This window comes from Mesorhizobium sp. M0088, assembly GCF_040322895.1.
Lineage (GTDB): Bacteria > Pseudomonadota > Alphaproteobacteria > Rhizobiales > Rhizobiaceae > Mesorhizobium.
The window spans coordinates 57,859-75,933 of the sequence record NZ_JAMYUI010000006.1 but is presented as its reverse complement, the minus strand read 5'-3'; the positions used below and the strand labels follow the sequence as shown (position 1 = coordinate 75,933).

Genomic DNA, 18,075 nt, shown 5'->3' with positions numbered 1-18,075 from the left:
ACATCAAAACCCAGCGTCCGGTCGCCAAACCCCGATGCTCTGCCGCACCCGAGACGGGACGCCAGTGACACGGATGCCGGTGCCAAGCCGCTGACGCCGAAAACCGCCGGCACGTCCCGGCCATCGGCTCCGCCGCTGGACAATCCGGTTGCCAATCGAAACGCGGGGCGGCCGCGTCAGGCGAGCACCACGCCTAGGCCGACGGACAAGCCCCTGGACTGATCGAAACCGGCCTCTTGAATTCATAACGAGTGTTTGTCGGGACGAAGCGATGCCAGGTCGGCCAGGGTGTTGAGAAGTGCAGCGTCGCCTGCCGGCTTCGGCACGAATTTGCAGTTTCGGAAGGGTGTGGGAACGTCGCGCGGCCCAAATCCGGTCATGAAGGCGAAGGGGATGCCGCGAGCCAGCAATGTTTCGGCCACGGGCAGACTTGTTTCACCGTTCAATTGAATGTCCAGCAGCGCCACGTCGGCTTTGCCTGCATCGATAAGCTGACGAGCCGCGGCGGCCGACGAGACCGGGCCGATCACCGGATAACCCGCCGCACGCAGGCGTGACGCGATGTCTTCGGCGATCAGCCATTCGTCCTCGACCACCAGAACGCGCGGCTTGTCGTCGCTCACGGCGCCTCCTTGTGGTTTGCCGGAAACGCGATCTGGACGCTGAGGCCGTCCTTGTGGAACGCGGTTTCGACGTGGCCGCCGAGCCTGTAACCGATTTCTCCCTGCAATAGGGTCAGGCCAAAGCCGTTGTCCAACGGCGCCTTTACAAGAGGGCCGTCCTTTTCTCGCCAGCCAAATGTGAAACTGTCGTCCTCGATCGACCATTGCACACTGACCTTGCCATCGGTTTTTGACAAAGCGCCGTATTTGGCCGCGTTGGTGGCCAGTTCATGAATGGCCATACTCAGGGAAAGCCCCTGTTGCGGACCTAGTTTGACATCCTCGCCATCGAGTTCGATCCGCTCGATGCCGAATGGTTCGAGCTCCTGCTGGAGCAATTCCCTGACCGAGGCTTCCTTCCATCTCTCCCGGGTAAGCAGGCCGTAGGCCCGCGACATGGCATGCAGGCGACCGATCAGCGCATCCGCGAACTCCTCCTTCGTATCAGAACTTTCCCGCGTGCGGCTTGCAATGCTGGCAATCACCGCAAGCATGTTCTTGACCCGGTGGTTGAGTTCCGAGATGAGCACCTGTTGATGCTCTTCCGCCTGTGCCAGCGTGGTGACATCGACAAGTGTCACCACCACGCCCTGGATCCTGTTGCCCTTGTCGCGATAGGGATTGATGCGGACCATGTGGAACAGGCCCCTGGCATCGCGTGCCAGATGGTGATTCAGGATCTCGCCCGTCTCGAACACCTTGTCGATGTGCTGCTTCAACTCGGGATAGTCGAGTTGGCTCGACAGATCCGTCAGCGGCCGGCCGACATCGGAGGGGCGCAGGCTGAAGAAGGATGACGCCGCCGGCGTGAAAGTGCGGACCACAAGGCTGCGGTCGAGGAAAATAGTCGCGATGTCGGTGCTTTCGAACAGGTTGCGCAGATCGCCGTTGGCGTGGTCGAGCTCTTCTATCTTGGCCGTCAACTCGGCATTGATCGTGTTGAGCTCCTCGTTGAGCGACTGCATCTCTTCCTTCGAGGCTTCGAGTTCCTCGTTGGTGGATTGCGCCTCCTCATTGACGGAGACGAGTTCCTCGTTCGACGATTTCACCTCCTCCAGCGCGGTCTCGTACTCCTCGATCGTCGATTGCAGGCGCTCTCTGGTATCGCGCAGTTCCCGCTCGAGATCGGCGGTGCTGTCACTGTCACGACTGCCGCCATCTTCGTTGGACCGGGCCTGGGTCGGCCCCGACGGCTCGAAAAGGACAAGGTAGAGCGGCTCGCCATTGCCGCGTTCGGCGAGCGGCTCGATCGTCAGCCTGATCGGCTGGACCCGCTCGTCGTCTTCCTCCACGGTGAGGTTTTCCCGCACCACTGTGCGGCGCGTGGTCGTCGCTTCGCGCAGTGCGGCGCGGAGGTCCAGCCGCAACCCACGCCTTGCCATCGTCAGCAACTGCCGGCTGGGAATCCCTTGTGGCGCTTCGAGATATCTGCCGGTCCTGGCCGAATAATAGACGACATCGCCCTCGGCGTTGACCAGGACATGCGGCGGCGCGAACCGTTCCAGCACCTGCGCCTCGACCGCCTGCCGCAGGGGATAGCCGACAAGTCCCTTCTTCGAGCCGGCACTTTCGGATGGGAAGACGCTGGAATGGCTTTCTCCGATCAGGGCCGGCAGTCTGATGTGCGGTGAGGCATGCTCCCGCGCCTGGAAGATGCGATGCTTCTTGTCGACGGTGGCGAACAGATCGTCGTGCTGCCCGACGCTTTCGGAGGTGCCGAGGAAAAGGTATCCGCCGGGCTTCAGCGCATAATGGAAGACAGGGATGACGCGATTTTGGATGGTCGGGCCGAAATAGATCAGCAGATTGCGGCAGGAGACCAGATCCATGCGCGAGAAGGGTGGATCGCGAATGACACTGTGCGGCGAGAAGATGCACAGTTCGCGCACCTCATTGCTGAGGACATAGCTCTCGCCATCACCGTTGAAAAATCGCTGCTTGCGTTTAGGAGAAAGACCTTGCAGCAAGGCTTCCGGATAGCGTGCCGCCCGCGCCACCGCCAGCGCCGGCTCGTCTATGTCGGTGGCGAATATCTGGACGCGCGGAACGACCGTAAGCGTCTCCATGTGTTCGCGCAGCAGGATGCCGATGGAGAACACCTCCTCGCCCGTGGCGCATCCCGGAACCCAGACCCTGACGGTGTCGCTGGCGGTCTTGCCCTCGAACAGCTGCGGTATGATCTTTCGCCCGAGCAACTCGAAGGCATCGGGGTCGCGAAAGAAGTTGGTGACGTTGATCAGCAGATCGCGAAAAAGGTTCATCACCTCGCGAGCATCCTTCTTCAGCCAGTCTATATAGCCGCTGATGGAATGGACCTGGGCGATCTGCATGCGTCGCTTCACGCGGCGCAGGAACGTCTTGGTCTTATAGCCCGAGAAGTCATGGCCGGAGTGGCTGCGCAGAATGGCGTAGATTTGTTCTCGCACCTTGTCGATGTCGGGCGTTTCATCGCCATCGTCTTCCGCCAACCCGTCCAGCGTGTCGAAGCCGCGGGCGAAAGCCTCCAGCTTCGCCCCGATCTCCTCGGCAGTCACTGCGACATCGACGAGCCCACTGGCAATAGCGCTCTGCGGCATGTCGGGATTGCGCGGCCCGTAGCCGTCCGGCGCTTGCGCGACGATAAACCCGCCCCGCTCCTTGATGGCCTTGGCGCCCAGGGTTCCATCGGAATCACCGCCCGACAGGATAACGCCGACGGCATATTCGCCCTGGTCTTCACCCAGTGCGCTGAAGAAGATATCGATGGGCTTGCGCTCCTGGGTAAGCCCATTGGGCCGACGCAGGTGCAGCACCCCCGATTCAATGGCCAATGTCACGTTTTGCGGCATCACATAGACGTGGTCAGGTTGAACCACCGTGCCATCCTCGACCACCGAAACAGGCATCTCGGTGTAGCGGCTGACAACCTCATGCAACAGACTCTCCCTGTTGGGGCTGAGATGCGTGATGATGACGAACGCCATGCCGGGCTGGCCGGTCACGCCCTTGAAAAGGCCCTCCATCGCGGGAATGCCGCCCGCGGACGCGCCTATGCCCACGATGGGAAATCTAGTCGATCGGGCAGTCACGGCATGTCCCCCTTTCGCCGACCCGACATGAAGTCTCCTCAAGGCCGGATCGAACAGGACACAACCATATAGCGCGCAAGACGGATGGAACAAGACGTCAGGGATGACGTTGAACCCGATATCAATGGTGGTTCAATGGCAAAACGATCTGCTGACATAAAACTCCCGACGCCGGTGGTATCAGGAGCGCCTGGATCGCTCGAAGGTTCCCATGCGGGGCCCGTCCCGGATCGCATGCTGACGCTTGCGAAACGGTTGCAGGCGGCCTTGGATGACAGAATTCGGAAAGCAAATCCGCTGCATTCTAACCTCCGTTCCAAGAAAGGATGACGACGTGCGCGACCTGCGGGGGCTGCATATTCTGATAGTCGAAGACGAATGGACGATGGCGGGAGATCTTGCGCGGTTTTTCAGCAATATGGGCGCCATAATCCTTGGTCCCGCTGCAACCGTCGAACAGGCTTCCAAACACACCGGGACGGCCGAAGCTGCAATCCTCGACGTCAATCTCAATGGCCGACGCGTGTTTCCAATCGCCGATGAGTTGATGCGCCGCGGTGTCCCCTTCGTGTTCTTCAGTGGCGATGACGACATCGCCATTCCCGATCATCTCCGCTACGCCAGCAATTTGCGGAAATCCTCGGGCAGCCAGGCGGTGTTCAACGCACTCTTTCCCCCGCCGGCATCGGGACGGGCGACCCCCGGACCGGACCCGTCCGACGACGTCTTCGCGCTTTTGCCCAAACTGCGACTTGCGGCGCGCCTTTTGCTGGGAGACGTCGACGCATCGGATCGGCTCGTCGAGAGGACGCTCGAGCAAGCGATCCTGGATGTCGACCGCAGACAGCTTGGTCAATCCACTGAAAACTGGCTCAACGGCATCATGCGAGAGATGGCGAAAACCCGCGGCGCAAAACTGATGCATTAATTTTACCTTCCAAGGCCTCTCAGGCTGAAGTTCCAAGCCGCGGGGCCGTCATTGTTCACCACATCTCGAAAACTTGGCCGTACAGATAGGCCGCTTGACCGGCGTCATCAGCCCTTCTGATTGCGCTCGACGAATTTGTTGAACCGGCTGGCTTTCCCCTCACCGGTCTTGGCCTGATACAGAAAGGCCAGATCATTCTCGTCGAATATCCGGAAGAACTCGTCCCATTCGATGGGCTCGAATGCTTCCTCGGGCTCGCCGAAGTCGATCCGCAGTATACCGCCCTCGCCTTTGGTGCGCACCACCGCCGGCCGGCCGTCCCGCTCCTCGGCCCATTTGCGAATTTCGTCATGGTTGGTGGTCGTTTGCGACTGAGACATTGAAATCTCCTTTGATCGGCGTTGCCACATGGGACGCGCGGGCTGTCGGGCGTCCTAACAGCACAAGGGCGTCAATGTTCCAGCACAGCGCGGTGATCGCGGCGCCGGCTCCCAACGAAGCCGGCCAAAGGAACTTTGTTGAAGCAAAGGGAACAAACCTTTTGCCGAAAAGTTCGGGGCGCCGAGGTTACTTGTCTGAGGAGTCGTCGTGAAACGCATATTGGTTACAGGAGGCTGCGGCTTCATCGGCCGGCATGTCGCACAGGAACTCGTCGAGCAGGATTATTCGGTTCGCATCCTCGATGCCTTGCTGGAGCAGGTGCATGCGGGCGAAGCCGTCGCGCTTCCCGCCGGGACCGAGCTGATCAAGGGCGATGTCCGGGACCGGGAGGCGGTCGCCAATGCGCTGGAAGGCGTTGACGCGGTCATTCATCTGGCGGCGGAAGTCGGCGTCGGGCAATCGATGTATGAGATCGCGCGCTATGTCGGCGCCAACGATCTCGGCACCGCAACGCTGCTCGATGCGCTGATCAAACACCCGGTCGAACGGATCGTCGTCGCCTCGTCGATGAGCGTCTATGGCGAAGGGCTGTATGCAACGCCAGACGGCCGGCGTATCGACAATGCTCGGCGCAAGGCGAGCGACATCAGGAGCGGGCAATGGAACCCGCTGTCGCCAGGTGGAGACGCCCTCTCGCCGCTGCCGACGGACGAAGAAAAGCCGGTCGATCTCGCCTCCATCTATGCGCTGACAAAATACGCCCAGGAACGCGCCGTGCTGATCTTCGGCGAGGCCTATGGCATCGATGCGGTCGCGCTGCGCCTGTTCAATGTCTTCGGCGCCGGCCAGGCGTTGTCGAATCCCTATACCGGCGTGCTGGCCAACTTCGCTTCGCGTCTCGCCAACGGCCAACGGCCAATGATCTTCGAGGATGGCGAACAGAAGCGCGATTTCGTCCATGTGCAGGACGTCGCCCGCGCCTTTCGCCTTGCTCTGCAGCAACGCCAGGCAAAGGGTCATGTCATCAACATCGGCAGCGGCCGCGCCTACGCGATCAGCGAAGTCGCGCGATTGCTGGCCGAGGCCATGGGGACACCGAATCGCTCGCCGGAACTGCTCGGCAAAGCCCGCTCCGGCGATATCCGCAACTGCTTCGCCGATATTTCCAAGGCCCGTGAGCTGCTCGGTTTCGAGCCGGTGCGGCAATTGGAGAATTCGCTCGGCGAGTTCGTTTCCTGGGTGCGTAACACGTCCGCCGTCGACCGCGGCGCCGACATGAAGCGCGAGCTCGAAGAACGCGGGTTGGTCTCATGAACACACGCAATCGACGCGACGCGCCGGTCGCCATCATCGGCGGCAGCGGCTTCATAGGATCGAACCTCGCCGACAGCCTGTTGTCGGATGGCGAGCCGGTACTGGTGATCGACAATCTCAGCCGTCCGGGCGTCCAGCAGAACCTTGAATGGCTGGCGCAAAAACACGGCGGTCGCCTCACGATTGAAACCATCGACGTGCGGGACGCCAACGCCCTGGCGACGGCTCTGATGAGTTCAAAGGCAATTTTCCATCTAGCCGCGCAAACCGCCGTCACCACAAGCCTGGTCCAGCCGGGCGAGGATTTCGACATCAACCTTCGGGGAACGTTCAACGTTCTGGAGGCGGCGCGACTGAGCGGTGAGCGTATCCCGGTGATCTTCGCCAGCACCAACAAGGTCTATGGCAGCCTGCCCGACGTCGCGGTCCGCGAGGACGGCGATCGCTATGTGCCTTGCGACAGCGTCATCCAGGCGAACGGCATCGATGAGGCTCGGGGCCTGGACTTCTGCACGCCCTACGGTTGCTCCAAAGGCGCGGCGGATCAGTATGTGCTCGACTATGCCAAATCCTACGGCATGCCGACGGCGGTGCTGCGGATGAGCTGCATCTATGGACCGCGCCAGTTCGGAACCGAGGACCAGGGCTGGGTCGCACACTTCCTGCTCAGCGCGCTGACGGGACGCCCAATCACCATTTACGGCGACGGCAGGCAAGTGCGCGATATCCTGCATGTCTCCGATGCCGTTGCCGCCTACAGGGCCGTGCTCGATCGCATCGAGACCATCAAAGGCCAAGCATTCAATCTTGGCGGCGGCCCGGAAAATGCGGTCAGCCTGCGCAGGCTGTTGAGCGAGATTCATAGCCTGACCGGCCATGAGCTTTCAATCCGCCATGATGGGGAACGCACCGGCGACCAGCCCTTCTTCGTCGCCGACACCCGCAAGATCAAAACCGCGCTTGGCTGGATGGCCCATGTTTCATGGCGCGAAGGCGTCCGCGACCTCGCCGACTGGCTGCAGCGCCATCGGCTCGAGCCTCGCCCTGAAGCCGTGAGGTACGTCGCATGAAAATCGCTTTGGTAAACCCATTTTGGACCTACGACGACAGCATCTATTTCGGCTGCCGCCAACCACATCTGCCGCTGGAACTCGGCTATTCGAAGGCCCTGCTCGAAGTCGCCGGACATGAGGTGCTGATGCTGGATGGGCAGTTGCAGAAGCTCGACAATTCCGGTCTCTGCGAGCGGGTGGCTGATTTCGCCCCGGCGATGACCGTCGTCAGTACCGCCCCGACCTATCTGTTCTGGCGCTGCGCACCGCCGGAATTGCGTGTGCCGGCCGATTTCCTCAACCGTCTCGCCGGGCGCGGTGGACGCACGGTCGCGGTCGGGCCGCATGGCTCTGCGACGCCGGCGCCAACCTTGCGCAAGCTCGGCGTCGACATCGTCGTGCGCGGCGAATGCGAAGAAGTCGTCGAGCAACTTGCCCGGTGCGACGATTGGAGCGCGGTGCCCTCAACCGCTTATCTGCGGGATGCCAGGGTGGTTTCGAACGGCGGCGTCCACGCCAGCTCGTTTGCCGATCATCCGCCACTCGAATGGCCAGTGGACTGGATCGCAGCCCATTCGCATCACCATCACAGGTTCGATGACAATCAGGTGGGGTTCGGTGCGGAAGTCGAGGCATCGCGCGGCTGTCCCTATAACTGCAGTTTCTGCGCCAAGATCGATTTCCGTGATGCCTATCGCCGTCGAAACCACGAAGCGGTGGTAGCGGAGATCGATCGGCTGATTGCCCAAGGTGTCGGCTACATCTACTTCATCGACGAGATCTTCCTGCCGCAAAAAGCGTTGCTGGAAGCCTTGGTCGATCGCGACGTGAAATTCGGCGTACAGACCCGCATCGATCTGTGGAAGCCCGAGCTGCTGGAATTGCTGGGCGCCGCGGGCTGCGTCTCCATCGAGGCCGGTCTCGAAAGCCTGACCGTCGAAGGTCGGGCAATGCTGGCCAAGCGCTGCCGGCTGGGTACCGAGGAACTCGCCGCGCTGCTCGTCGATGCCAGACGTCACGTTCCATTCGTTCAGGCCAATCTGATCGGCGTGGTCGAGGATGATCCCGCCCTGGTCGAGCACTGGCGAACCCACCTGATCGACCACGGCGTATGGGCCAACGAACCTGTGCCGCTTTACCCGTATCCGAGTTCGCCCAGCTACCGCGAGCTTTGGGGCGAACCCGACGACCTTGCCTGGGAACGCGCCCATGACCACTACCTCGCATCTTTCCAGAAATTCAGTGACATCCAGGAGAGGCGGCCGCGACCGCTGGCGGAACTGGAGGCGACATGTTGCGGACACTGACGCCGCGCTCGCGGCGCATCCTGATGACCGTCGATGCCGTGGGCGGCGTATGGCGCTATGCCCTTGATCTGGCACGGGAACTTGTGAACGGCGGCGACAGCGTGGTGCTTGCCGGCCTCGGTCCACAACCGTCGAGGCAGCAAGCTGCGGAGGCGGAGGCTTTCACGACGCTGATCTGGTTGAGTACGCCGCCGGATTGGATGACCCGCAACGGCGGCGACCTCGACGCGCTGCCGCGGGAATTGCTTGCGCCCATGCGCGACCACGCCATCGACCTTGTTCATTTCAACGCGCCAACGCAGGCGGCGGGATTCGATGCGCCGTGCCCAGCCGTGGTGGTCTCGCATTCCTGCGTGACGACATGGTTCCACGCCGTCAGGAAACAGGCAGTGGATGGCGCATGGGCCTGGCAGAAGGAGCGCAACAGGCGCGGCTTGGATCGGGCCGACGCAGTCATCGTGCCGAGCCGCAGCCATGCCGACATGCTTGAGACCTGCTATGGCCCGATCGCGCGTCTCAGTGTGGTCGGAAATAGTGCCAGTCCGGTGCCGAAGACCGAAAAGCGCCAACCGCTCGTCTTCGCCGCTGCCCGCTGGTGGGACGAGGGCAAAAATGCGGCGGTGATCGACCAGGCCGCGTCGCTGACGCAATGGCCCGTTTTTGCCGCCGGTTCGATGCACGGTCCCAACGGCGGGCGTACCAGCTTCAGTTATGCTGTTCCTCTGGGAGCACTGCCGTCTCACGAGGTGCGCTCCTTGATGGCGCGCGCCGGCATTTTCGTGTCGCCATCAATCTATGAGCCATTCGGTCTGGCCGCGCTGGAAGCTGCCATGTCGGCGACGCCCCTGGTGCTTTCCGACATCGCAACCTATCGCGAACTATGGGACGGGGCCGCGATGTTCTTTGACGCGCGCAATTCCCACGACCTCGCTGCCTGCCTCAATCGTCTCTCCAGCGATGCCGAGCTCAGGCGAGAGCTCGGTCAGGCAGCCCTGCGACGAAGCCGCCGGTTTACACTGGCCAGGCAAGCGGCGGCCATGCGAGGCGTCTACGACAAGGCGGCCCTGGCCATGGTGGGGCGCTGACCATGCGCTTTCTGTTCTACACCCACTCGGTCGTTTCCGACTGGAACCACGGCAATGCCCATTTCCTGCGCGGTATCATGCGGGAACTGGTCGCGCGCCGGCACCAGGCGGTCGCGCTGGAGCCGTCCGACGGCTGGAGCCGTTCGAACCTGCTGGCTGAGAAGGGATCCTTCGCCATCGAACGCTTCCGCAAGGATTTCCCAGAACTGATGCCGGTGACCTACGATGCCGGGTTCGATCACGAGGCCTGGATCGCTGAGGCCGACGTTGTGATCGTTCATGAGTGGACGGATCCGGAGCTTGTCGCACGCATCGGCCGTGCCAGGGCCGCTGGCGGCAACTTCATCCTTCTGTTTCATGACACCCACCACCGGGCGGTATCGGCGACCGAGGCAATCTCGGCGCTGCGGTTGGAGCACTATGACGGCGTTCTCGCCTTTGGCGAGGCCTTGCGCGAAAGCTATCTGCGCGCCGGCTGGGGCAAGCGCGTCTTCACTTGGCATGAAGCCGCGGACGATCGCCTGTTCAAGCCACACCCGGAGATCCACCCCACGTCCGATCTGGTCTGGATTGGAAACTGGGGCGACGATGAGCGAACCGCCGAACTCAAGGAGTTTCTGATCAAGCCGGTGCGCGATCTCGGTCTCGATGCCACCGTGCACGGCGTACGCTACCCCAAGCCCGCACTTGCGGATCTGGCCACCGCCGGACTGCGCTATGACGGATGGATCGCCAATGCCGACGTGCCGAAGGCGTTCGCCGCGCATCGTGTCACCATCCACATCCCGCGGCGCCCCTATCGTGAGGGTTTGCCTGGAATTCCGACGATCCGCATGTTCGAGGCACTCGCCTGCGGCATTCCGCTGATTTCAGCACCATGGTCCGATGTCGAGCAGCTGTTCAGGCCCGGCGTCGACTTCCTGTTCGCCCACAATGGCTCGCAAATGCGGCAACACCTGCGGGCGTTGTTGGCCGATGCGGATTTCGCGGCTTCCCTGGTGACTTCGGGGCTCGAGACCATCCGCTCGCGGCACACCTGCCAGCACCGCGTCGACGAGTTGTTCGGCGTGCTCATGGAATGCACAACCGAACATACCATCAACAAGACCACCGCAAAGGAAGCCGCCGCATGAAGATGGCATTCTATGGATCGAGCCTCTTGTCGTCCTACTGGAACGGTGCCGCGACCTACTATCGCGGCTTGCTGAAGGCGCTTGCCCAATTGGGCTACGAAATCACCTTCTATGAGCCCGACGTCTACGACCGGCAGAAGAACCGCGACATCGAGGCCCCTGACTGGTGCACTGTGGTCGTTTATGAAGCGACCCAGCACGCGTTGATGCAGGTCGCGGCACGCGCCGCCAGCGCCGACATCGTCGTCAAGGCGAGTGGCGTCGGTTTCGAGGACGAGGCGCTGCTGCGCGCCGTTCTCGACCATGCCCGCAGCGACGCGCTGGTGGTATTCTGGGACGTGGACGCTCCGGCAACCCTTGCCCAACTGCGCGACGAACCGGACCATCCGCTCCATGGCGCCCTGCAAGAAATCGACCTTGTGCTGACCTATGGCGGCGGCGACCCCGTCGTCTGGGCCTACCGTGCCATGGGGGCGAACGAATGCGTGCCGATTTACAATGCGCTCGATCCCCAAACGCATCACCCGGTCGCCAGCAATGCGCGTTTCGCTTGCGATCTGGCGTTCCTCGGCAACCGGCTGCCGGATCGTGAGGCGCGTGTCGAAGCATTCTTCCTCGATCCCGCAAGCCAGCTGCCGAAACAGCGCTTTCTGCTCGGCGGATCGGGCTGGGGGGACAAGCCGCTTCCCGCCAATGTCGGCTGGCTCGGTCACGTTGGCACCCGCGATCATAATGCCTTCAACGTCACTCCCAAGGCCGTGCTGAACATCAGTCGCGACAGCATGGCCGTAAACGGTTTTTCACCGGCCACGCGTGTCTTCGAGGCGGCCGGCGCCGGTGCCTGCCTCATCACCGACGCATGGCTGGGCGTGGAACTGTTCCTGAAACCAGACGAGGAGATCCTGGTGGCACGGGACGGCGGCGATGTCGCTGAGATCATGCGCTCGCTGACCTCCAGTCGCGCAAAAGCAATCGGCCAGGCCGCACTTTGCCGCGTGCTGGCCGACCATACCTACGCGCTGCGGGCGGACGTGGCCGATGCCGTCTTCAAACGTCATTTCGAGCAGGGGACCGTGGAGGCAGCGGAATGACCAAGCAATTGGACATCGTCTTTCTCGGCCTGTCGCTGTCCTCGTCCTGGGGAAACGGCCACGCCACGACGTTTCGAGGCCTGCTGAAAGGTCTGCACGAACTCGGCCACCGCGTGACCTTTCTGGAGCGCGACGTGCCGTGGTACGCCAACCACCGCGATCTGCGCGATCCGGATTTCTGCGCCTTGCGCTACTACGAAACCACAGCGGAATTGCAACGCGACTACGCCCGGTGCCTGGAGCAGGCCGACATCGTCGTCATCGGCTCCTTCGTGCCGGAAGGGCGCGTGGTCATCGACATCGTCGCTTCATTTTGCAAGGGGCGCTTCTGCTTCTACGACATCGACACGCCGGTAACCGTGGCGCAGCTTTCAGCCGATGATTGCGATTATCTGAGCTGGCGGCAGATTCCGTATTTCGACGTCTACTTCTCGTTCACCGGTGGGCCGATGCTTGGCCGTCTGGTGGAGGAGTTCGGCGCGCGCCGCGCCGAACCGCTCTACTGCTCGGTCGACCCGGAACGGCACTACCGGACCGGCGATCCGATCCGCTGGGATCTCGGCTATCTCGGCACCTACAGTGCCGACCGGCAGGCAACGCTGAACGCGCTGCTGCTCGAACCAGCACGGCATATGCCGGACCGCCGTTTCGTCGTAGCCGGCTCGCAATACCCATCCGACATCATCTGGCCGGACAATGTCGAACGCATCGAACATTTGCCGCCGGCCGATCATGCCGCGTTCTACAGCCGTCAGCGTTACACGCTGAACGTCACACGCAGTTCCATGATCGCTGCCGGATGGTCGCCCAGTGTGCGCCTGTTCGAAGCGGCTGCTTGCGGCACGCCCATCATCAGCGATCGCTGGCCAGGGCTCGACAGCTTCTTTCCCGCATCGGCGATCCACACCGCCGGGGAAACGGACGATGTCATCGAGATCCTCTTCGGCGAGTCCGAGCGCACACGCCTCGCCATGGCCGGCCGGGCCCGCGAACGCGTCCTCGCATCCCACACCGGTGCGGCCAGGGCCCGCGAATTCGTGACGGCGTTGACACAGCCAAGGGCGGCGGCCCTCGATTTCGACATCGGAAGCGCAGCATGACCGGCATACAGGAGAAAACGACGATGCGACAAAAAAGAAACGCGCAAAGGGCAAAGGCAGTGCTTGTTGCCGGCGGTGCGGGATTCCTCGGTTCGCATCTTTGCGAAGCATTGCTCCGCGACGGCTGGCGCGTGATCTGCGCCGACAATTTCCTGACAGGGCGCATGGAAAACATCATCTCGATCATGGATCAGCCGGGTTTCCGATTGATCGAGCAGGACATCTGCCGGCCATTGGATCTCGGCGAGCCCGTGGATCGCATCTACAACCTGGCATGCGCTGCCTCGCCGCCGCGTTACCAGGCCGACCCGATACACACCACGCGAACCTGCGTGATCGGCACGCTCAACCTGCTCGAACTCGCTGTCCGATATGGCGCGCGGCTGCTACAGGCCTCGACGAGCGAAGTGTATGGCGATCCGGAGCAACATCCCCAGAGGGAGGACTATGTTGGCCATGTGAACTGCACCGGCCCACGCGCCTGCTACGACGAGGGCAAGCGCACCGCCGAAACGCTTTGCTTCGACTATCTTAGAGCCGGCAAAGCCGACGTGCGCGTCGCGCGCATCTTCAACACCTACGGTCCGAGAATGGATCCGGCGGACGGCCGCATCGTCTCAAACCTGATCATGCAGGCGTTAGAAAAACGTCCTCTGACGATCTTCGGCGACGGCTTGCAAACGCGGTCCTTCTGCTATGTCTCCGATCAGATCGATGGATTGAGGCGACTGATGGATATCGATCCCAATCCGGGCAAGCCGGTCAATCTGGGCAATCCCGGAGAATTCACCATCGTGCGACTGGCGGCACTGGTGAAGGCGATGACCGGCACCAAATCGGATTTGAGATTTCTGCCGCTGCCGCAAGACGATCCTCGGCGCAGGCAGCCCGATATTTCGCGTGCAAAAGCGCTGCTCGGCTGGACGCCGAAGGTGCCCCTCAATGAAGGGCTCAAGCTGACGATCGATTATTTCGCGGCGCTCGAAGGCAGTCGCATCGGCGATCAGATGACAGGCTTTGCTAAAAGAGCGAGGCCGGCATCCGGCGGGCTGCAGAACCTTCCGGCGTGATGCGAGACGGCCGCCGAATCTTTCCCGAGATCGCGCGGAACATCCGCCCAAGCTTGTGGTTTGGCGGGAGGACCGGATACGGAGGATCATCCTCATGCAACCCAAGCGACCTGCGAGGGATATCGACCAGATGGCCGAACGCGAGACGGCTGCCTATCTGCGGCGCGCCTCGATCACCTATCTCGAGTGCTGCGTCAGCTTGATGATGACGCATCTGCAGCGCGAGGAAGTGGCCACTATTCTCGAGCAGGAAGCAGACATGCTGCGAAGACTGGATTGATCGGAACGATCATATCAGGCATTCGTCCAGGAACCGTATCAGTCGCATCCTATATCGGTCTGCCGTCGCGGCCAGCCTTGCTTCTTCCCGACCATTTTCGGATTGCGCAGCCGTGCTCCAGAGCCCGAGCTGGAATGCCAAATAGCACGGTTCGAAAAAGCCGATGTGGCCGGTGTCGATGGCAAGCTTCATTCCTTGGACCAGGGTCCTCACATAGCTGTCGGATAGCCCGTACTCGACACGGGCGCCGGCAATGTCCCACTCTATTGGCTGGCAGCCGATCAAATCGTGTGCCCGGCAATGGTCGACGGCATCTGTCTTGAGCACCCTGCCGTCGGCACGAACGAGAAACTCCCATGGTTGGAGCTTTCCATCGATTTCAACGCGCTGCAGCCCGCTCGCGGGGGCCTGTTTCGAGAGCCAACCGCGCAAGGCTGCCGCGCGTTTTTCGCCCAGGGCTTCCGACGTATTGGAAACAGCCATCTCCGCGAGTGCAAGCAATGATGCACCCGGTTCGCAAGTTCGAAGATTGAGCGCACGCCAGGCCAGGTAATTTGTGAACTCCGCGATCAGTCTTTCCCTGGGTAGCGGCGCCTGATCCATCGTGGTGCCGTCAATCCACCGTTCAACCAGAAAGCCATGGCAAAGCGCGACAACTTGCGATCCGAACTCGGCTTCATGCAACATCGTCGCGGTTCGTTTCTTGCGCCGTCCGGTTTCGCCGAGGCCCGCGAATTTGACGAGCCAGCGGTCACGCCCGGCGGACGCCAGGAATTTACGCCGCTCGGTACCGCGAGGGCTCGGCGGCCAGCGCCCTTCGTCGGCGTAGTGGGCGGCCCGCCACTCGCCGCCAGATAGCTCGGTCAGGCCTAATTCCGGCCTGCCGACCGCCTCGGCCACCCAATCGCGCAACGTGGGAATTTTCGAGCTTTCGGAGAAGGTGCATTCAAACGCCGTCGCCACATGCTTCGGACAGCGCGACCATGTCTCCCGAGCCTCCCGCGACGCTTCGATGCCCGGGCCGCCTGAATGGCTGGGAAACAGGTGAATGCGGTCCGTATCGATACCCAGTTCACGCAGCCACACGATAACGGCATGCATCGAACTGCCGGACAGGCCAGGACCCTCGTCGACAACGGCGAAACGCGCCGATGGATTGTTCATCCAGGTGGCGATCGACTGCGGATCGGCGTTGATATACCTGCGGAAGGGATGGCCGATCGGGCGAACGCTGAATGGTGCCGGCGCACCAATCGAGGCCGCCACCATAGCTGCCAGCCCGAGGCCGATGCTGCGGACGCCGATCACACATGTGTTCGCATCGAGACCCGACTTCTGCGCCGCGTCCAAATAGCTTTCGGGATAAAGCGCATAGTGCGCATAACCCTCGGCAGAGCCGGTCACAACCTCGGCCTTGCAGTCGAGCCCGGCCAGCTGTTTGAGAAGTCCCGGATCGATGCCACCGCCGACGCCGAAACCGCTTTGCCACGACTTCGCCACCTCTGCCGCAAGTCCGACCAACAACTTGGCGCCTTGCTGTTGTCGCGGCGAAAAGATGTCGATGCCGCTGGTTTGGAAATCGACATCGGCAAGCGCCTGAACCAGCTCCGACACGCTGATGAATAGTCCGACCAATGCAGCATGGCGTTGGACGCCATGAGACATCCGATCCAGGCTTTCGGCCATTTCGTTTGCTGCTTCCCGAAGCTGCTCTGCGCTCTCGGTCTGCCTGTGGTCGCCGTAGACGATCATCGATCGGTTTTCCAATGTTGCCGTGCGGCAACGCATCGAATGCAGCTTCGATCCATGCAGTCTCGCGCAATTTTTCGATGGGCGGAGGAACATTCCGGCACGCTGATGGTTCGGCGCCAGGAACTTACCTTTGAACAACATAGGGTGGCGGTTTCGTGGGATCGAAAAAGGTTCGTGTTGGTATCGTTGGGGTCGGCAACTGCGCATCCTCCCTGGTGCAGGGCCTCTCGTTTTATCGTAACGCGAAAAGCAACGAACCAATCCCTGGGCTGATGCATGCCGACCTTGGCGGCTACCATGTCGACGACATCGAGATTGTCTGCGCATTCGATGTCGCCAGGAGCAAGGTTGGCCGCGACGTCGCGGAAGCGATCTACGCCGCCCCGAACAACACGTTCCGCTTCGCCGACGCGCTGACAACCGGCGTTCGCGTCGAGCGCGGGCCGACGTTGGACGGGATCGGCAAATATCTGCGCGACGAGATTGAAGAAGCTCCGGAGCCGGTTGCCAATGTCAGCGAGATCCTGCGCGACAGCAACGCTGACGTGCTGGTTTCCTACCTGCCGGTGGGTTCTGAGGAGGCAACTTGCTTCTATGCCGAATGCGCACTCGAGGCCGGCTGCGCCTTCGTCAATTGCATACCAGTTTTCATCGCCTCACGCCCGGAATGGCGCCGGCGCTTTGAGCAGCGAGGACTGCCGCTGGTCGGCGACGATATCAAGAGCCAGGTCGGCGCGACCATCGTGCACCGGCTGCTGGCCAACCTCTTTCGCGAACGCGGCGTACGCATCGACCGCACCTATCAGCTGAATTTCGGCGGCAACACCGATTTTCTCAACATGCTGGAACGCGAGCGGCTGGAATCGAAGAAAATCTCCAAGACGCAGTCCGTGGCCAGCCAGTTCGACGTTCCGCTGGAGCCAGGCAATATCCACGTTGGGCCCAGCGACCACGTACCGTGGCTGACCGATCGCAAATGGGCCTATATAAGGGTGGAAGGCACGACTTTCGGCGGCGTGCCCCTCAACGCCGAGCTCAAGCTGGAAGTCTGGGATTCTCCAAACTCGGCCGGCGTGGTGATCGATGCGGTACGCTGCGCCAAGCTGGCGCTCGATCGCGGCATAGCCGGTGCCCTGACCGGTCCCTGCAGTTATTTCATGAAGTCGCCTCCCGAACAGTTCACCGACGCCGAAGCGCGGCAGCGCACGCTCGCTTTTATCGCAGGCAAGGACGAGCCTTTGCTCGATGCCGCGGAATGACGACGACCTTCTTTCTGATCCGCCATGCGGCACACGACAATGTCGGCTCCTATCTGGCAGGCCGTATGGACGGCGTTTGCCTCGGGGATGCTGGTAAGGCGCAGGCAACGCAGCTTGGCTGCCGCATGGCCCGGGAGCCGATTGCAGCGATCTTGTGCAGCCCGCGCGAGCGGACCCGGGAGACGGCCCTGCCAATCGCGCTCGCCTGCGGCGTCGGGGAAATCGCGATCTGTGCCGAACTCGACGAGATCGACTTCGGCGACTGGTCGGGAAAGACCTTCGATGAGTTGAGCGGCAACGCCGGCTGGCGAGCCTGGAACGACCAGCGGCAGGAGGCCAGGACACCAAACGGCGAAACCATGCTGGATGTCCAACAGCGCGTCGTCGCGGTGATGAACGCTGCCCACGAGCAGCATCAGAATCAGTGTGTCGCCCTGGTCAGCCACGCCGATGTAATCAAGGCCGCTGTCTGCAAAGTCCTTGGCTTGCCGGCCGGCGACTGCTTTCGCTTCGACATCGATCCCGCCTCGATCACCACGATCGTGTCGGGCGACTGGGGGGCGAAGCTGATCCGATTGAACGAAGTTGCCTGA

General features: G+C 61.9%; 16 protein-coding genes. 12 read left to right on the top strand and 4 right to left on the bottom strand.

Going from position 1 to position 18,075, the window contains the following annotated elements; translation table 11 throughout:
- Positions 1-242: 242 nt before the first annotated feature.
- Positions 243-623, bottom strand: a complete 381-nt coding sequence (locus NKJ67_RS09085; RefSeq protein WP_127272254.1) for a response regulator — start codon at positions 621-623, stop codon at positions 243-245.
- Entirely contained in the window at positions 620-3,730 is a 3,111-nt protein-coding gene (locus tag NKJ67_RS09080) for a CheR family methyltransferase (protein WP_352581136.1), read from the bottom strand. The genes NKJ67_RS09085 and NKJ67_RS09080 overlap by 4 nt, the downstream gene beginning before the upstream one ends.
- 334 nt (positions 3,731-4,064) lie before the next feature.
- Here NKJ67_RS09080 and NKJ67_RS09075 point away from each other — a divergent pair, with 334 nt between their 5' ends.
- Complete coding sequence (locus NKJ67_RS09075; protein WP_164873962.1) at positions 4,065-4,658, top strand: response regulator; 594 nt, start codon at positions 4,065-4,067, stop codon at positions 4,656-4,658.
- A 107-nt stretch (positions 4,659-4,765) separates the two neighbouring features.
- On the opposite strand, the gene NKJ67_RS09070 is transcribed toward NKJ67_RS09075, so the two are convergent.
- Positions 4,766-5,038, bottom strand: coding sequence for a hypothetical protein (locus NKJ67_RS09070; protein ID WP_023809470.1), 273 nt, complete (start codon positions 5,036-5,038; stop codon positions 4,766-4,768).
- Positions 5,039-5,246: 208 nt separating this feature from the next.
- On the opposite strand from NKJ67_RS09070, the gene NKJ67_RS09065 reads away from it, so the two are divergent.
- From NKJ67_RS09065 to NKJ67_RS09025, 9 genes are all read left to right on the top strand, one after another.
- Positions 5,247-6,353, top strand: a complete 1,107-nt coding sequence (locus tag NKJ67_RS09065) for an NAD-dependent epimerase/dehydratase family protein (RefSeq protein WP_127326450.1) — start codon at positions 5,247-5,249, stop codon at positions 6,351-6,353.
- Complete coding sequence (locus tag NKJ67_RS09060) at positions 6,350-7,423, top strand: NAD-dependent epimerase/dehydratase family protein (RefSeq protein ID WP_352581135.1); 1,074 nt, start codon at positions 6,350-6,352, stop codon at positions 7,421-7,423. The genes NKJ67_RS09065 and NKJ67_RS09060 overlap by 4 nt, the downstream gene beginning before the upstream one ends.
- Entirely contained in the window at positions 7,420-8,712 is a 1,293-nt protein-coding gene (locus NKJ67_RS09055) for a TIGR04295 family B12-binding domain-containing radical SAM protein (RefSeq protein ID WP_352581133.1), read from the top strand. Before NKJ67_RS09060 ends, NKJ67_RS09055 begins: the two co-directional genes overlap by 4 nt.
- Positions 8,697-9,797 carry a glycosyltransferase family 4 protein gene (locus NKJ67_RS09050; protein WP_352581132.1) on the top strand — a complete coding sequence of 367 codons (1,101 nt, stop codon included), beginning with the start codon at positions 8,697-8,699 and terminating at the stop codon, positions 9,795-9,797. The genes NKJ67_RS09055 and NKJ67_RS09050 overlap by 16 nt, the downstream gene beginning before the upstream one ends.
- 2 nt (positions 9,798-9,799) lie before the next feature.
- Positions 9,800-10,930, top strand: coding sequence for a CgeB family protein (locus tag NKJ67_RS09045; protein ID WP_352581131.1), 1,131 nt, complete (start codon positions 9,800-9,802; stop codon positions 10,928-10,930).
- Complete coding sequence (locus NKJ67_RS09040) at positions 10,927-12,021, top strand: CgeB family protein (RefSeq protein ID WP_127268454.1); 1,095 nt, start codon at positions 10,927-10,929, stop codon at positions 12,019-12,021. Before NKJ67_RS09045 ends, NKJ67_RS09040 begins: the two co-directional genes overlap by 4 nt.
- Positions 12,018-13,121 carry a CgeB family protein gene (locus tag NKJ67_RS09035; protein WP_352581130.1) on the top strand — a complete coding sequence of 368 codons (1,104 nt, stop codon included), beginning with the start codon at positions 12,018-12,020 and terminating at the stop codon, positions 13,119-13,121. Before NKJ67_RS09040 ends, NKJ67_RS09035 begins: the two co-directional genes overlap by 4 nt.
- Positions 13,122-13,144: 23 nt before the next feature.
- The gene (locus tag NKJ67_RS09030; RefSeq protein WP_127398875.1) at positions 13,145-14,191 is read left to right on the top strand and encodes a UDP-glucuronic acid decarboxylase family protein; all 1,047 of its coding nucleotides are present in this window, start codon (positions 13,145-13,147) and stop codon (positions 14,189-14,191) included.
- Positions 14,192-14,285: 94 nt separating this feature from the next.
- A complete protein-coding gene (locus tag NKJ67_RS09025; RefSeq protein WP_032900517.1) occupies positions 14,286-14,471 on the top strand; it encodes a hypothetical protein in 186 nt (61 codons plus the stop codon).
- A 9-nt stretch (positions 14,472-14,480) separates the two neighbouring features.
- Here the strand turns inward: NKJ67_RS09025 and NKJ67_RS09020 are convergent, their stop codons facing one another.
- Positions 14,481-16,223, bottom strand: coding sequence for a hypothetical protein (locus NKJ67_RS09020; RefSeq protein ID WP_352581129.1), 1,743 nt, complete (start codon positions 16,221-16,223; stop codon positions 14,481-14,483).
- Between the two features lie 155 nt (positions 16,224-16,378).
- Between NKJ67_RS09020 and NKJ67_RS09015 the strand changes: the two genes are divergently transcribed.
- Positions 16,379-17,482 carry an inositol-3-phosphate synthase gene (locus NKJ67_RS09015; RefSeq protein WP_256747927.1) on the top strand — a complete coding sequence of 368 codons (1,104 nt, stop codon included), beginning with the start codon at positions 16,379-16,381 and terminating at the stop codon, positions 17,480-17,482.
- A complete protein-coding gene (locus tag NKJ67_RS09010) occupies positions 17,479-18,075 on the top strand; it encodes a histidine phosphatase family protein (protein ID WP_352581128.1) in 597 nt (198 codons plus the stop codon). Before NKJ67_RS09015 ends, NKJ67_RS09010 begins: the two co-directional genes overlap by 4 nt.

Coding starts and splice junctions, on each gene's coding strand:
- NKJ67_RS09070 (WP_023809470.1), bottom strand. CDS start 5,038: ATGTCTCAGTCGCAAACGACCACCAACCATGACGAAATTCGCAAATGG.
- NKJ67_RS09035 (WP_352581130.1), top strand. CDS start 12,018: ATGACCAAGCAATTGGACATCGTCTTTCTCGGCCTGTCGCTGTCCTCG.
- NKJ67_RS09040 (WP_127268454.1), top strand. CDS start 10,927: ATGAAGATGGCATTCTATGGATCGAGCCTCTTGTCGTCCTACTGGAAC.
- NKJ67_RS09020 (WP_352581129.1), bottom strand. CDS start 16,223: ATGATCGTCTACGGCGACCACAGGCAGACCGAGAGCGCAGAGCAGCTT.
- NKJ67_RS09045 (WP_352581131.1), top strand. CDS start 9,800: ATGCGCTTTCTGTTCTACACCCACTCGGTCGTTTCCGACTGGAACCAC.
- NKJ67_RS09030 (WP_127398875.1), top strand. CDS start 13,145: ATGCGACAAAAAAGAAACGCGCAAAGGGCAAAGGCAGTGCTTGTTGCC.
- NKJ67_RS09010 (WP_352581128.1), top strand. CDS start 17,479: ATGACGACGACCTTCTTTCTGATCCGCCATGCGGCACACGACAATGTC.
- NKJ67_RS09055 (WP_352581133.1), top strand. CDS start 7,420: ATGAAAATCGCTTTGGTAAACCCATTTTGGACCTACGACGACAGCATC.
- NKJ67_RS09060 (WP_352581135.1), top strand. CDS start 6,350: ATGAACACACGCAATCGACGCGACGCGCCGGTCGCCATCATCGGCGGC.
- NKJ67_RS09025 (WP_032900517.1), top strand. CDS start 14,286: ATGCAACCCAAGCGACCTGCGAGGGATATCGACCAGATGGCCGAACGC.
- NKJ67_RS09050 (WP_352581132.1), top strand. CDS start 8,697: ATGTTGCGGACACTGACGCCGCGCTCGCGGCGCATCCTGATGACCGTC.